General features: G+C 60.5%; 10 protein-coding genes. 4 read left to right on the forward strand and 6 right to left on the reverse strand.

The annotated features are described in order from the left end of the window. Nucleotide 1 precedes the first annotated feature (1 nt). On the forward strand, nucleotides 2–457 hold the full coding sequence (locus tag N2599_RS14755; RefSeq protein WP_027508036.1) for an NfeD family protein: 456 nt from the start codon (nucleotides 2–4) through the stop codon (nucleotides 455–457). On the opposite strand, the gene N2599_RS14760 is transcribed toward N2599_RS14755, so the two are convergent. Further along, the gene (locus N2599_RS14760) at nucleotides 458–1,456 is read right to left on the reverse strand and encodes a KpsF/GutQ family sugar-phosphate isomerase (RefSeq protein WP_375714111.1); all 999 of its coding nucleotides are present in this window, start codon (nucleotides 1,454–1,456) and stop codon (nucleotides 458–460) included. Nucleotides 1,457–1,594: 138 nt separating this feature from the next. Between N2599_RS14760 and N2599_RS14765 the strand changes: the two genes are divergently transcribed. Further along, complete coding sequence (locus tag N2599_RS14765) at nucleotides 1,595–3,178, forward strand: outer membrane beta-barrel protein (protein ID WP_027508034.1); 1,584 nt, start codon at nucleotides 1,595–1,597, stop codon at nucleotides 3,176–3,178. A gap of 2 nt (nucleotides 3,179–3,180) precedes the next feature. Here N2599_RS14765 and galU read toward each other — a convergent pair whose 3' ends face one another. Beyond that, the gene (gene galU, locus N2599_RS14770) at nucleotides 3,181–4,068 is read right to left on the reverse strand and encodes a UTP--glucose-1-phosphate uridylyltransferase GalU (RefSeq protein WP_027508033.1); all 888 of its coding nucleotides are present in this window, start codon (nucleotides 4,066–4,068) and stop codon (nucleotides 3,181–3,183) included. A gap of 202 nt (nucleotides 4,069–4,270) precedes the next feature. Here galU and N2599_RS14775 point away from each other — a divergent pair, with 202 nt between their 5' ends. Next, nucleotides 4,271–5,494, forward strand: coding sequence for a lytic murein transglycosylase (locus tag N2599_RS14775; RefSeq protein WP_027508032.1), 1,224 nt, complete (start codon nucleotides 4,271–4,273; stop codon nucleotides 5,492–5,494). Nucleotides 5,495–5,582: 88 nt separating this feature from the next. After that, complete coding sequence (locus N2599_RS14780; RefSeq protein WP_156915203.1) at nucleotides 5,583–6,785, forward strand: SGNH/GDSL hydrolase family protein; 1,203 nt, start codon at nucleotides 5,583–5,585, stop codon at nucleotides 6,783–6,785. A 3-nt stretch (nucleotides 6,786–6,788) separates the two neighbouring features. On the opposite strand, the gene N2599_RS14785 is transcribed toward N2599_RS14780, so the two are convergent. From N2599_RS14785 to gltB, 4 genes are all read right to left on the reverse strand, one after another. Next, nucleotides 6,789–7,316: a GNAT family N-acetyltransferase gene (locus N2599_RS14785; protein WP_084606371.1), complete on the reverse strand. Its 528-nt coding sequence runs from the start codon at nucleotides 7,314–7,316 to the stop codon at nucleotides 6,789–6,791. A 112-nt stretch (nucleotides 7,317–7,428) separates the two neighbouring features. Continuing rightward, on the reverse strand, nucleotides 7,429–8,883 hold the full coding sequence (locus N2599_RS14790) for a glutamate synthase subunit beta (RefSeq protein ID WP_027508029.1): 1,455 nt from the start codon (nucleotides 8,881–8,883) through the stop codon (nucleotides 7,429–7,431). A gap of 19 nt (nucleotides 8,884–8,902) precedes the next feature. Further along, nucleotides 8,903–9,076: a hypothetical protein gene (locus N2599_RS14795; RefSeq protein ID WP_156915194.1), complete on the reverse strand. Its 174-nt coding sequence runs from the start codon at nucleotides 9,074–9,076 to the stop codon at nucleotides 8,903–8,905. A gap of 64 nt (nucleotides 9,077–9,140) precedes the next feature. Further along, a complete protein-coding gene (gltB, locus tag N2599_RS14800) occupies nucleotides 9,141–13,859 on the reverse strand; it encodes a glutamate synthase large subunit (protein ID WP_027508028.1) in 4,719 nt (1,572 codons plus the stop codon). Nucleotides 13,860–14,166 lie beyond the last annotated feature (307 nt).

Below are 14,166 nucleotides of genomic sequence, written 5' to 3' on the forward strand. Positions count from 1 at the left end.
AATGCTGGCACGCATCGTTGCAGAATTGGGACCATGGAGCTGGTGGATCGTGGGCCTGGTGCTGCTTGCCGCCGAGATGATCGTGCCTGGCTTTTTCCTCGTCTGGATCGGGCTCGCCGCACTCGCCATAGGCGTTCTGTCGCTACTGTTTTGGGATGCCGCCTTCTGGGTCTGGGAAACGCAGCTCATCCTGTTCGCTGTCCTGGCCGTTGCCGCGACACTCCTCGGCCGCCGGCTAACGCTTCGCCATAATGTGACTGACGAGCCCTTCCTCAATCAGCGGGGCGCAAGTCTCGTCGGCCGAACGGCAACGCTCTCGGAACCGATCGCCGAAGGCCGCGGCCGCATTCGCCTCGATGATACGATCTGGCGGGTGACAGGCCCGAACCTCCCGGCCGGAACGCAGGTGAAGGTGGTCGCAAGCAATGGCCGCGACCTGACGGTCGAGCCGCTCTAATCAGGCGACGCCGATCCGCAAGAGATCGTGAAAATGCACCAGGCCCGCCGGTCTGTTGTCGTCATCGATGACGATCAGTGCGCCGATTTGATACTGCTCCAGCAATGCCAGCGCGCTTGTTGCAAGCGCCGTCGGCTTCACGGTCTTCGGCGTGCGCGTCATGATATCGTCGACGCAAAGCTCGGACAGATTGCGTGTAAGGTTGCGGGCAATGTCCCCCTCGGTAACGATGCCGCAGAGCCGCCCGTCTTCCTCTAGAACGCCGACGCAGCCAAAATGCTTGCGCGACAGCACTTGGATCGCCTCCGGCATCGGCGTCCCCTTCGGCACCAGCGGCACGCGCTCGCCAGTGTGCATGACGTCGCCGACATGCGTCAGGCTGGCGCCGAGCTTTCCGCCCGGATGGAAAACATGGAAATCCCGCGCCGTGAAACCGCGCGCTTCAAGCAACGCGATCGCCAGCGCATCCCCGAGGGCGAGTTGCATCAATGTCGATGTCGTTGGCGCAAGCCCGTTCGGGCAGGCTTCCTGTTCGTTCGGGATCAGCAATACGATGTCAGATGCTGTCGCCAGCGACGAGCGCTCGCTGCACGTGAGCGCGATCAAAGGAATGGAGAATCGGCGTGTATAGGCAATGATGCTGCGCAGTTCTGCGCTTTCGCCGCCTTTGGATATGGCGAGGACAAGATCGTCCCTCGCGATCATCCCGAGGTCGCCGTGATTGGCCTCCGCGGCGTGAACGAAAAACGCCGGCGTGCCCGTCGAAGCAAGAGTAGCCGCCAATTTTGTACCAATGTGCCCGCTTTTGCCGACACCAGTCACGATGACTCGGCCGCTAATGCCGCCGATCGTCTCAACCGCTTGAGAAAAGGGCTCAGACAGGCCGTCATTCAAGGCGCGTTCCAACGCCTCCAGGCCGCGTCTCTCCGTCTCGATCGTCCGCTTGGCGGATTCGAGCACACTGTTTTCAACAAGTTTGACCGCTTTCCTCATGGCCATGCGTTAGCGCTTTTCATTTAAGGTGTCCACCCATGCCGCTTTGCAACCTGTGAACAGAGCGCTGCAGCCGAAACGAATGATTAACCACAAGGCTTTACGTTCGGGTAACAAATTGAGCATGCCACACGCGGAATCCGGATGGCCAAGGAAAATGAGACGAGCAGTTTGACGCCGCTCCGCGCGACGCGTTTTGCCGTGTCTTCTATCGTTCTCTGCGCTGTGTTTCTTCCACCTGGCCCTGGGTTTGCTCAGTCCACGCAGAGCAGCATCAGCAGCGGCACATCCCGCTATTCGTCTGCATCCAGTTCGCAGTCGTATAGCGGTTCCTCGAATGCACAGCAGTCTTTTCCCGCCGGCAATGGCGCGGTCGATGATAGCGATATAGCAAATCCTTCCAACGATGAATTAATCAGCGGCATCCCATCCAACTCAGGTCAACAAGCCGGAACATCAACGACAGCCGGGGCAACGAATCAGGATCCGTCCGATGAAACGACCGGCTCCATCCTCGATGAGGAGATACGCCGCCTGAACACCCGCGAACCAGCGGTCGATGACAGGAGGGCGCCACGGAAACTGGAGGAAACCCTCTCGGCCCAGGAGACGGCGGGCATCCACGTCGGTACCTTCGTACTGCGCCCCTCCGTTACCCAGTCGATCAATACCGAAACCACGAAGGACGGCAGCACGAAGGAAACCCGTGCTTTCCTCGAAACCGATGCTTACGCAACACTGACCTCCGATTGGGCGCTGCATCAGCTCCTCATCACCAGCCAGGGCACATGGCAGCAGAATATCAGCGGTAGCGGCGAAGAGCAGCCCGCCTTCGACATCGACGGCGACCTTCGCCTCGACCTGCATGACGACACGGTCGCGCATATCAAGGGCGGATACCGGTTCTATCGCGAGGACACCGACGATCCCGACGCAATCGCCGATGCCGAGCAGCAATCGGACGTGCAGGAGTTTTCGGCGGGCGCATCCGTCGAGCGCGATTTCGGGATCTTGCGCGGTACCGCAGCACTCGATCTGACACGGACGATCTACTCCGACGCCGTGCTTTCGAACGGCACGAGGGTCTCGCTCAGCGACCGCAACCAGACGTCAGGCACATTGCGGACCCGCGTCGGCTACGAGCTTTCGCCCGCACTCATTCCCTTCATCGAGGCCTCCATCGGCACAACGGTCTACGATGAAACGCGGGATTCGGCAGGCTTTGCACGCTCCGGCGACAGCTACGGTGTCATAGCCGGCGTCGAAATCGATCTCGGAGAAAAGCTGAAAGGCGAAGTCGGTCTCGGCTACGAAACTGCAACCTTTGATGATAGCCGCCTCGACTCGATCGACACCGCAACCGTCGACGCAAACCTCCTCTGGTCGCCGCTGCGTGGAACCGACGTTCGTTTTGATCTATCGACCAGCATCCAACCTTCAACGACGGCTGGTCAGAGCGGTTATATCTCGCACGTGCTGACGACGGCGATCACGCATCAGCTGCGCGCCAATCTTCAAGCAACGGTGCTGGGTGGGGTGACTTTGCGGGACTATCCGTCCGGCGGCAGCAGCGACGAGACGGTCTACACCGCGAGCGGCGGATTGACCTGGAACATCAACCGCTATCTCGATTTCACCAGCACGCTGGGATACGAGCTGACGACGCGGGATGTAGGCGCCGACTCGCAGCAATGGCGAGCCGGCGTCGGTCTCAAGCTGAAACGCTAGCCTCAAAGGCCTTTCAGCAGTGCCTTGAAACCGTCTTCGACGGTCGGGCGAATATCCGCACGTTCGAGTGCGAACGCCACGTTGGCCAGGATGAAACCATCCTTCGCGCCGCAGTCGTAGGTCGTGCCACGGAAGTGGTAGCCTGCAAAATCCTGTTCCTTGAGCAACTTCAGCATGCCGTCGGTCAGCTGGATTTCATTGCCGGCACCGCGCTCCTGCGTCTCGAGGATCTTGAAGATTTCCGGCTGCAGGATGTAGCGGCCGTTGATGAAGAAGTTGGAGGGTGCAGTGCCTTTGGCTGGCTTTTCGACCATACCAGTGATGCGGAAACCCTCGCCGATCGGTTCGCCCGCTCCCACGATGCCGTATCTGTGCGCCTGCTCCGGATCGCACTCTTCAACGGCGATGATGTTGCCACCGCTCTGGGCATAGAGATCGATCATGCCCTTCATGCAGCCCTTGCCTTCCACCTTCATGATCATGTCCGGCAGCAGCAGGGCGAAAGGTTCGTCGCCGACGATCTCTCGGGCGCACCATACGGCGTGGCCGAGGCCGAGCGGCTCCTGCTGACGTGTGAAGCTGACCGTGCCTGCTTTCGGAAGCTGATTGGCGAGCAGCGTCATTTCCGCCTGCTTGCTGCGTTCCTTCAGCGTTTGCTCGAGTTCGAAATGAATGTCGAAATAGTCTTCGATGATATGCTTGTTGCGGCCCGTCACGAAAACGAAGTGTTCAATGCCGGCTTCGAGCGCCTCGTCGATCACATACTGGATGATCGGTTTATCGACGACAGTCAGCATTTCCTTCGGAACGGCTTTGGTGGCCGGGAGGAACCGTGTCCCCAAACCTGCAACCGGAAATACCGCTTTACGAACTTTTTTCTGCTGTCCCACGTAGACCTCCTAGGGGGCTGGATCGCTTTTACACTCAAGCTATTTAGGGTGAACTAGATTAGAATCGCTACCGTTTTGCAAAGGATGACGGGAGAAGCCGGTCATGGTAAAGAATTTGTTGACTCCGTTCCGGTAGTGTCGGGTTTGGCCGGAAACCGCAACTCCGCCGCACGTGTAACGAAGATGACGGATACGACTGCCGATGGCCCAGAATCGCAAATACTCCCTTCATGGTCTTGCTCTCGCCCTCATTGTGACCGCTTCCGCAGGTCTGGCTCCCCATAACGCGGCTGCCGACCAGCGGTTCCAGAAGTGGATCGCGGACTTTTACCAAACTGCCGCGCAAAATGGCATCAGCAAGGCAACCTACCGGAAAGCTTTCGCAGGCGTGACTGAACCGGACCCAACAGTCCTTGAAAAGGCGGCCTATCAGCCGGAATTCAGGGCCAAGATTTGGGACTATGTAGACTCCCGCGTGAACCCCTATACAGCCGAGATCGGCCGCAAAATGGCCGCAAAGCATGCGGCAACCCTTACCGCGATCGAACGGCATTTTGGCGTCGACAAGAACATCATTCTGGCGATCTGGTCGATGGAATCAAATTATGGCGCCGTGCTCCAAAAGGACGACCGCCTACACTACGTGCCGCGCGCGCTGGCGACCCTTGCCTACGCGGACGACCGCCGCGCCAAATACGCCAAGAAGCAGCTCGTCGCCGCGCTGAAGATTCTGCAGAACGGCGATATCTCGGCCGATGGCATGACGGGATCCTGGGCAGGCGCCATGGGCCATACGCAGTTCATCCCGACAAGCTATCTGCTCTATGCGGTCGATGCCGACCGCAACGGCCATCGCGACATATGGAATTCCGTGCCGGACGCGCTTGCGACCTCCGCTAATCTTCTCGCAAAGAACGGCTGGGACACCGGCAGAACATGGGGCTACGAAGTCTCGGTTCCGGCGAGCCTGGCAAAGCAGGCCGGTAAGACGCATACGATCGCGCAGTGGGCAGCGATGGGCGTCACCCGCCCCAACGGCAAGGGCTTCCGCGACGGCTCAACAAGGGCCGTGCTGAAGATGCCGGCCGGCGCCGGCGGTCCCGGCTTCCTGATGACCGCGAACTTTTTCACCATCAAGAAGTACAATGCTTCCGACAGCTACGCGCTCGCCGTCGGTTTGCTTGCTGATGAAATCGCCGGTTATGGCGGCGTGAAGCAGCGTTGGCCGCGCCCGGACGGCACGCTCGACATGAAGGAAAAATTCGAGCTGCAAAATCGCTTGAAGACGCTCGGCTATTACAATGGCGAGGTCGACGGCAATTTCGGCTCAGGTTCGAAAGCCGCGATCTCGGCTGTTCAGGAACGCCTCGGAATGCAGGCCGATGGCGAACCTTCGCTCCCCCTCCTGAACGCGCTCCGGCGCTAGAAAGGAAAAATCCGCGACATAGATTTCATGGAGAGTGGACGCCTGCGTCCCCTCCATGCGAAAATGTCGCGAGAGGTGGGGCATGACGATGCGTAGATCGGGTGAGGGGCTAAAACCGGGCTGGAGGACGCTGCTATCCGCCGTTCTGGTGTTTTCTTTCGGCATCACAGCTCCCGTCGATTTCGCCGATGCCCAAGAGCGCTACTATTACCGCCGCTCGATCTTCGATTTCTTCCTCGGACGCCGTTATATCGATGAATATCCAGCCCCCCCCGAGGTCCGGCGCGCCCCGCAGCGCCAGCGTAGACGCACTGCAGTCACACCCAAGACAGTTGCTACTCCGCGGCCCGCAGCGCCGGTTCCCCAGGAACCCGTGGTCCAGAAGCTCGAGAACGCACAAAAAATCCTGATCGTCGGCGATTTCCTTGCGAGCGGCCTCGGCGACGGCATGATGGAAGCCTTCAAGGCCTCACCCGGCGTCGTCGTCGAAGCCCGGGGCAACGTTGCTTCCGGCTTGGTGCGGGACGACTATTACGATTGGCCCGAACAGCTCTTAAACATGATGGACGAACTGAAGCCGGCGATGGTCGTCGTCATGATCGGCGCCAACGACCGGCAGCAGATGGCAATCGGCGGCACCAAGGAGAAGTTCCGCACGGACGCCTGGTATGGCGAATATCAGAAGCGCGTACTGAACTTCGGCAAGGAAATAACCAACCGCAAGATACCATTGCTTTGGGTCGGCTTGCCCGCCTTCGAATCACCCTCGATGACGGCCGACGCCGTTCAGATGAACCAGCTCTATCGCAAGCAGGTCGAAAGCATCGGCGGTGAGTTCATCGATATCTGGGATGGCTTTGTAGACGAGAACGGACAGTTCGTCGTTACCGGTTCCGACATCAATGGTCAGCAGGTGCGCCTGCGCACGTCGGACGGCATCAATTTGACACAGGCCGGACGCCGCAAGGTGGCCTTCTACGTGGAAAAGCCGGCCCGTCGTCTTCTCGGCACGCAGGCAAGCCCCGACCTCATGCGCCTCGACACAAGCAATCTGCCCCATCTAGGGCTGCCGTCGGATCCGGCCGCGCATACACAGCCGATCAGCCTTTCGGATCCCAATCTCGACGGAGGCACCGAGCTCCTCGGCGGCAGGCAGCCTCCGGTCACGCTGACGAGGTCGCCGCGAGACATGCTGGTGCACGACGGCCAGATGGAACCGGCGCCGGCAGGACGCGTGGACGACTACAGCCTTCCGGCCTCGAAAGTGCCGAAGCAGGTCTCGGCCAAATAAGCTTCAGCCCTTCGGCTGAGCGACAATGCGAAGGTAGATGAGATTTTCGTGACGCTCGCCTTCGAACTCGAAGTAGGTCGAGCCCCGCCTTTCAAAGCCCTGCCGTTCATAGAACTGGATAGCGTGGGCGTTCTGATGGTTGACGGCCAGCCATATGTGCGTCGCGCTACGCCTGGCCGAGAGGCGGTCTGCCTCCCGCAGCAATTCGGCGCCGATGCCCTTTCCGATGAAGTGCTCTTGGACATAGAGTGTGACGACCTGTGTCGTGACGTCGGAAAGCTCCGGACACGGCGCATCGAAATCGAGACGCAGATAACCGACAAGATGTCCGTCGATCTCGCACAGGATGAAATACTGGGTGTCACCGGCCAGGTGAGGCCGGAAATTCTCTGCCGTGAACTGTGTCAGCACATAATCTGAAAGCGCCTGACGGATTCCCGTCCTGGCATAGGTGTGCAGCCAGACCTGGGTCGTCAGGGCTGCTACATTCGCCGCATCGTCCGGCAAAGCTTTCCGAAAGCTCATAGTCATTAAGCACTCCGCATGGCCAAATCAGCAGTTTGCCCTACAGACTGCTCAATAGATCAACCGCCCACAACCTCTTGCGAGCGGTCCATGTCATGTTCGGCTTCAAGCGACAGTATCAGCCCGGCAGAACCGTGGAGCCCATCAGCGCCTCATCGATCGCGCGTGCTGCCTGGCGGCCTTCGCGGATCGCCCAGACGACCAGCGACTGGCCGCGGCGGACATCGCCTGCCGTCCACAGCTTGTCGACGGAGGTCTTGTAGTCCTTGTCGTTAGCAACGACATTGGTCGAGCCGCGGCGGTCGGTGTTGAGCGTCAGCTTGCCGTCGAGATCCTTGAGCACGCTGTCGGTGAACGGGCCGCGGAAACCGATGGCGATAAAGGCGAGGTCCGCCTTGATGACGAATTCCGTGCCGAGAACCGGCTTGCGGCGCTCATCGACTTCACAGCACTTCACACCTGTCAGCACGCCATCCTCGCCGATGAATTCCAGCGTCGCCACCTGGAACTCGCGGACGGCGCCTTCGGCCTGCGAGGATGACGTGCGCATCTTCGTTGCCCAGAACGGCCAGACGGCGAGCTTGTCTTCCTTCTCCGGCGGCTGCGGACGAATGTCGAGCTGTGTGACCTTGACGGCGCCCTGACGGAAGGCCGTGCCGACACAGTCCGAAGCGGTATCGCCGCCGCCGACGACGACCACATGCTTGGCGCCCGCCAGGATCGGATCTGACGCCCAGCCGACACTGTCAATATTTTCGCGGCCGACGCGCTTGTTCTGCTGCACGAGGTAAGGCATCGCGTCGTGGACGCCGGCAAGTTCGATGCCGGGAATGCCCGCTTCGCGCGGCGTTTCGGAGCCGCCGCAATAAAGCACCGCATCGTAATCCGACAGCAGTTGCTCGACCTTCAGATCGACGCCGACATTAACGCCGCAATGGAAGGTGACGCCCTCGCCCTTCATTTGCTCGACACGACGGTCGATGAAATTCTTCTCCATCTTGAAGTCCGGAATGCCGTAGCGCAACAGGCCGCCCGGCCGGCTCTCGCGCTCGTAGACATGGACCTCATGGCCGGCGCGGCCGAGCTGCTGGGCGGCCGCCATACCAGCGGGACCGGAGCCGATGACCGCGACCTTCTTGCCCGTATGGACCGTTGCCGGCTGCGGACGGATGAAGCCGAGCTCGTAAGCCTTGTCGGCAATCGCCTGCTCGACCGTCTTGATCGCAACCGGCGCATCTTCAAGGTTCAGCGTGCAGGCCTCCTCGCAGGGCGCCGGGCAGACACGGCCGGTGAACTCCGGGAAGTTGTTGGTCGAATGCAGGTTCTGAATCGCCGCTTCCCAGTTGTTGTTGTAAACGAGGTCGTTCCAGTCCGGAATCTGGTTGTGGATCGGGCAGCCGGTCGGGCCATGACAATAGGGAATGCCACAGTCCATGCAGCGGGCGGCCTGTTTCTGCACTTCCGGGTCCGACATCGGGATCGTGAATTCGCGGAAATGCCGGATGCGATCCGACGCCGGCTGATACTTCGCTACCTGCCGGTCGATTTCCAGAAACCCTGTGACCTTACCCATATTTTCGTCCCTCATCATCTTAAAGCCCAAGACCCAAAGGCCCCCAGTACCTGTAGGCCAGTCCCATGACTGCGCCCAGGGCTATGAATTCCGTTTCAAGGCCGCCGGCGGCAAAAGAGGCTCCGGCGGAAACTGCAACGGCGAGGCACAGAGAGATGAAGGAATGAAGCAGCGAAAACCGATTTTTCATCATCGTTCTTTCCAGCATCCTCCATGCCGCTCGTCAGAGCAGTGGCAGATTTAGCGATTTAGAGCACTCACTCCGCGGCAACTCCCATCCGGCTCCGCTCCATTTCCTCGAGCGCACGGCGGTACTCGACCGGCATGACCTTGCGGAATTTCGGACGATAGTCGGCCCAGTTGTCCAGAATCTGCTTGGCGCGGGTCGAGCCCGTGTAGTGCAGATGGTTGGAGATCAGCTGATAAAGGCGCTCCTCGTCGTGACGCGTCATGTCGCCGGAGACGTCGACGCGTCCCTTGTGCATGAGGTCGCCGCCGTGATGGTGCAGCTTCTCCAGCATGTCGTCCTCTTCCGGAACTGGTTCGAGCTCAACCATGGCCATGTTGCAGCGCTTGGCGAAATCGCCAGCCTCATCAAGAACGTAGGCAACGCCGCCGGACATACCGGCCGCGAAGTTGCGTCCCGTTTCGCCGAGCACGACCACCACGCCGCCCGTCATGTATTCGCAGCCATGATCGCCCACACCTTCCACGATAGCGATTGCGCCCGAGTTACGGACGGCGAAACGCTCGCCCGCTATACCGCGGAAGTAGCACTCGCCTTCGGTCGCACCGTAGAGCACCGTGTTGCCGACGATGATGGAGTCTTCAGCGACGATCTTCGAGTTTTCCGGGGGCCGGATGATGATCTTGCCGCCCGAGAGGCCCTTGCCGACATAGTCGTTGCCGTCGCCGATCAGGGTGAAGGTGACGCCGCGTGCGAGGAACGCAGCGAAGCTCTGACCCGCCGTGCCCCTCAGCGTGACGTTGATCGTGTCGTCCTTCAGGCCGCGGTGGTTGTAGCGCTTCGCAACCTCGCCCGAAAGCATGGCGCCCACCGAACGGTCGACATTCTTGATGTCGACTTCGAAGGCAACCGGCGTTTTCGAGGAGAGCGCAGGCTCGGCCTTCTCGATCAGCGTGCGGTCGAGAATGTCGTCGATCGGGTGCTTCTGACGGCTCGTCCAGTAAGTCTCTTCCTTCGCGGCATCGACCTTGTGGAAGATGCGACTGAAATCGAGCCCCTTGGCCTTCCAGTGCGCCAGCATCTCGTCCTTCTCGAGCAGTTCCGAAGCGCCGATGATGTCATCGAGTTTGGTGAAGCCGAGCGAGGCCAGGATTTCGCGCACTTCGTTGGCGACGAAGAAGAAGTAGTTGATGACGTGCTCGGGCGTGCCCTTGAAGCGCTTGCGCAGAACCGGATCCTGCGTCGCAACCCCCACCGGACAGGTGTTGAGATGGCACTTGCGCATCATGATACAGCCAGCGGCAATCAGCGGTGCCGTCGCAAAGCCGAACTCGTCTGCACCGAGTAGCGCCCCGATGATGACGTCGCGGCCGGTCTTCAGACCGCCGTCGACCTGTAGGGCGACGCGCGAGCGAAGGCCGTTCAGCACCAGCGTCTGCTGGGTTTCGGCAAGGCCGATTTCCCAAGGGCTGCCGGCATGTTTCAGCGAGGTGAGCGGCGAAGCACCCGTGCCGCCGTCAAAGCCGGCAACCGTGATGTGGTCGGCGCGCGCCTTGGCAACACCGGCGGCAACCGTGCCAACGCCGACTTCTGAGACGAGCTTGACCGAGATGTCCGATGCCGGGTTGACGTTCTTCAGGTCGTAGATCAGCTGCGCCAGATCTTCGATCGAATAGATGTCATGGTGCGGCGGCGGTGAGATCAGGCCGACGCCGGGCGTCGAGTGACGGGTCTTGGCAACCGTCGCATCGACCTTGTGACCTGGCAGCTGCCCGCCTTCGCCAGGCTTGGCACCCTGCGCGACCTTGATCTGCAGCATGTCGGCGTTGACGAGATATTCGGTCGTCACTCCGAAGCGTCCCGACGCGATTTGCTTGATCGCCGAGCGTTCCGGGTTCATCGAGCCGTCGCGCAATGGCATGTAGCGGTCGGACTCTTCGCCGCCTTCGCCGGTGTTCGACTTGCCGCCGATCTTGTTCATAGCGATCGCCAGCGTCGTATGGGCCTCGCGGCTGATCGAACCGAAGGACATCGCGCCCGTGGAGAAGCGCTTGACGATACCGGCTGCCGGCTCGACCTCGTCGATCGAAATCGGCTTGCGGCCGAGCTGCTCGGCGCTTTTGACGTTGAACAGGCCGCGGATGGTATTCATGCGCAGTGCCGTAGTGTTCATCATGTCGGAGAACTCGCGGTAGCGATCCTCAGCATTGCCGCGAACCGCATGCTGAAGGGCGGCGACCGCGTCCGGCGTCCAAGCGTGGCTTTCGCCGCGCATGCGGAAAGCATATTCGCCGCCGATGTCGAGCGTGCTGGCAAGCAGCGGGTCGCGGCCGAAGGCGGCCGTATGGCGAGCAACGGTTTCCTTGGCGATCTCCTCCAGGCCGACGCCTTCGATCATCGTTGCAGTGCCAAAGAAATACTTGTCGACGAAATCCGACTGCAGGCCGATTGCGTCGAAGATTTGCGCGCCGCAATAGGATTGATAGGTCGAGATGCCCATCTTCGACATGACCTTGAGGATGCCTTTGCCGACCGCCTTGATGTAGCGGTAGACGATTTCGCTGGCGTCCACTTCCTTTGGAAACTCGCCCTTGGCATGCATGTCAAGCAATGTGTCGAAGGCGAGATAAGGGTTGATCGCTTCGGCACCATAGCCTGCGAGCAGGCAGAAGTGATGTACTTCGCGCGGCTCGCCGGTTTCGACGACGAGACCGACGGAGGTGCGAAGCCCCTTGCGGATCAGGTGGTGGTGCACGGCAGCGGTCGCCAGCAGCGCGGGAATCGCGATGCGGTCCGGCCCTATCTGACGATCAGAGAGCACGATAATGTTGTAGCCGCCCTTGACCGCCGCTTCCGCGCGTTCGCAAAGGCGGTCGAGCATCTCCGGCATGCCTTCGGCGCCGCGCTCCACATCATAGGTGAAGTCGAGCGTCTTGGTATCGAAGCGATCTTCCGTGTGACCGATCGAGCGGATCTTTTCCAGATCGCCGTTGGTCAGGATCGGCTGGCGCACTTCGAGGCGCTTGGCGTTCGCCATGCCCGTATGGTCGAGGATGTTCGGCCGAGGCCCGATGAAGGAAACGAGGCTCATGACGAGCTCTTCGCGGATCGGGTCAATCGGCGGGTTCGTCACCTGCGCGAAGTTCTGCTTGAAGTAGGTGTAGAGCAGCTTCGACTTGTCGGACATCGCCGAAATCGGCGTATCCGTACCCATCGAGCCGATCGCTTCCTGACCCGTCGTCGCCATCGGCGACATCAGGATTCTCGTGTCTTCGGTTGTATAGCCGAAGGCCTGCTGGCGGTTGAGCAGCGAAACGTCACGGCGCAGCGCGCGCGGTTCGACCGGCTTCAGGTCTTCGAGGATGAGCTGCGTGCGATCGAGCCAGCTGCGATAGGGATGCTGGGTCGCAAGCTGCGACTTCACCTCGTCATCCGAGATGATGCGGCCTTCTTCCATATCGATCAACAGCATCTTGCCGGGCTGCAGGCGCCATTTCTGGACGATATTTTCTTCCGGAACTGGCAGCACGCCCGCTTCCGACGCCATGATAACACGATCGTCGTTGGTGACGAGATAGCGGGCCGGACGCAGGCCGTTGCGGTCGAGCGTCGCGCCGATCTGCTTGCCGTCCGTGAAGGCGACGGCAGCCGGTCCGTCCCACGGCTCCATGAGCGCTGCGTGGTATTCGTAGAATGCCTTGCGCTCGGCCGCCATCGACTGGTTGCCGGCCCAGGCTTCCGGGATCAGCATCATCACCGCATGCGACAGCGAATAGCCGCCGCGCACGAGGAATTCGAGTGCGTTGTCGAAACAGGCCGTGTCCGACTGGCCTTCGTAGGAGATCGGCCAGAGCTTGGAGATATCCTCGCCGAAGAGCGGCGAAGACACGGAAGCCTGGCGCGCCGCCATCCAGTTGACGTTGCCGCGCAGCGTGTTGATTTCGCCGTTGTGTGCGACCATGCGATAGGGGTGTGCCAGCTTCCACGACGGGAAGGTGTTGGTCGAGAAGCGCTGGTGCACGAGGGCGACCGCACTTTCGAAACGTGGGTCGGACAAGTCTTTATAATAGGCGCCGACCTGATAGGCGAGGAACATACCCTTGTAGACGACGGTCGCCGACGACAGCGACACCGGATAGAAGTTGCTCTCCTCGCCTTCGAACTCGTCGTAGATGCGATTGGAGATCACCTTGCGCAGCGTAAAGAGACGGCGCTCGAACTCGTCGTTCGTCGCTGCATCCTCGCCGGCGCCGATGAAGACCTGCACATGGTGCGGCTCCGTCGCGGCGATATCTGGTGCCTTGGAGAGCGACGAGTTGTCGACAGGTACGTCGCGGAAGCCGAGGAAGACCTGGCCTTCCTCTGTGATCACATCCTGGATCACCTTCTTGAAGTGCTCGATCTGCCCTTTATCACGCGGCATGAAGATATGGCCCATGCCGTATTCGCCGGCCTTCGGCAGGATAACGCCCTGTTTGGCCATCTCCTCGCGGAAGAAGCGGTCGGGAATCTGCACGAGAATGCCGGCGCCATCGCCCATCAGCGGATCGGCGCCGACAGCACCGCGGTGCGTCAGGTTTTCCAGAATAAAGAGACCGTCCTTGACGATCTGATGTGACTTCTGACCCTTCATATGCGCGACGAAGCCGACGCCGCAGGCGTCATGCTCGTTGCGCGGATCATAAAGCCCCTGTTTCCGCGGCAGACCGGAGGCGGATTTACGCGTATTGGCCGTTGCGCGCACGTCCGCTGCGAACTGGTCAAAACCCGTGGATGGCGTCTTCGTCATCTTTCCCTCCTGTCAAAGCCCGCGAGCGGGCGTCTCTTCGTCGCGCGCCGCCCTTGATACTGGGTTCGGCGCGTGACAGCGCTGTTGCATTATCGAAGATCCGGTCGCGTTGACCCGCTAAAAGCAAGCCGCCGCGCTCCGCGCCTGCCAGTCGCCTCCGCGCTGCCAAGGCTGCGCTTGAGTGGACTATAGCGTGAAACCCTGCAAAGGTCAGGGCTTTCGGCGCCTCTTCGGCCGTAAAGGCCAAAATAGGACAGCAACACTGTCCTAATTCATCAGTTCTATGCCAGAAACCTATGCGCTCCGC

Source organism: Rhizobium sullae (assembly GCF_025200715.1).
GTDB classification, from domain to species: domain Bacteria; phylum Pseudomonadota; class Alphaproteobacteria; order Rhizobiales; family Rhizobiaceae; genus Rhizobium; species Rhizobium sullae.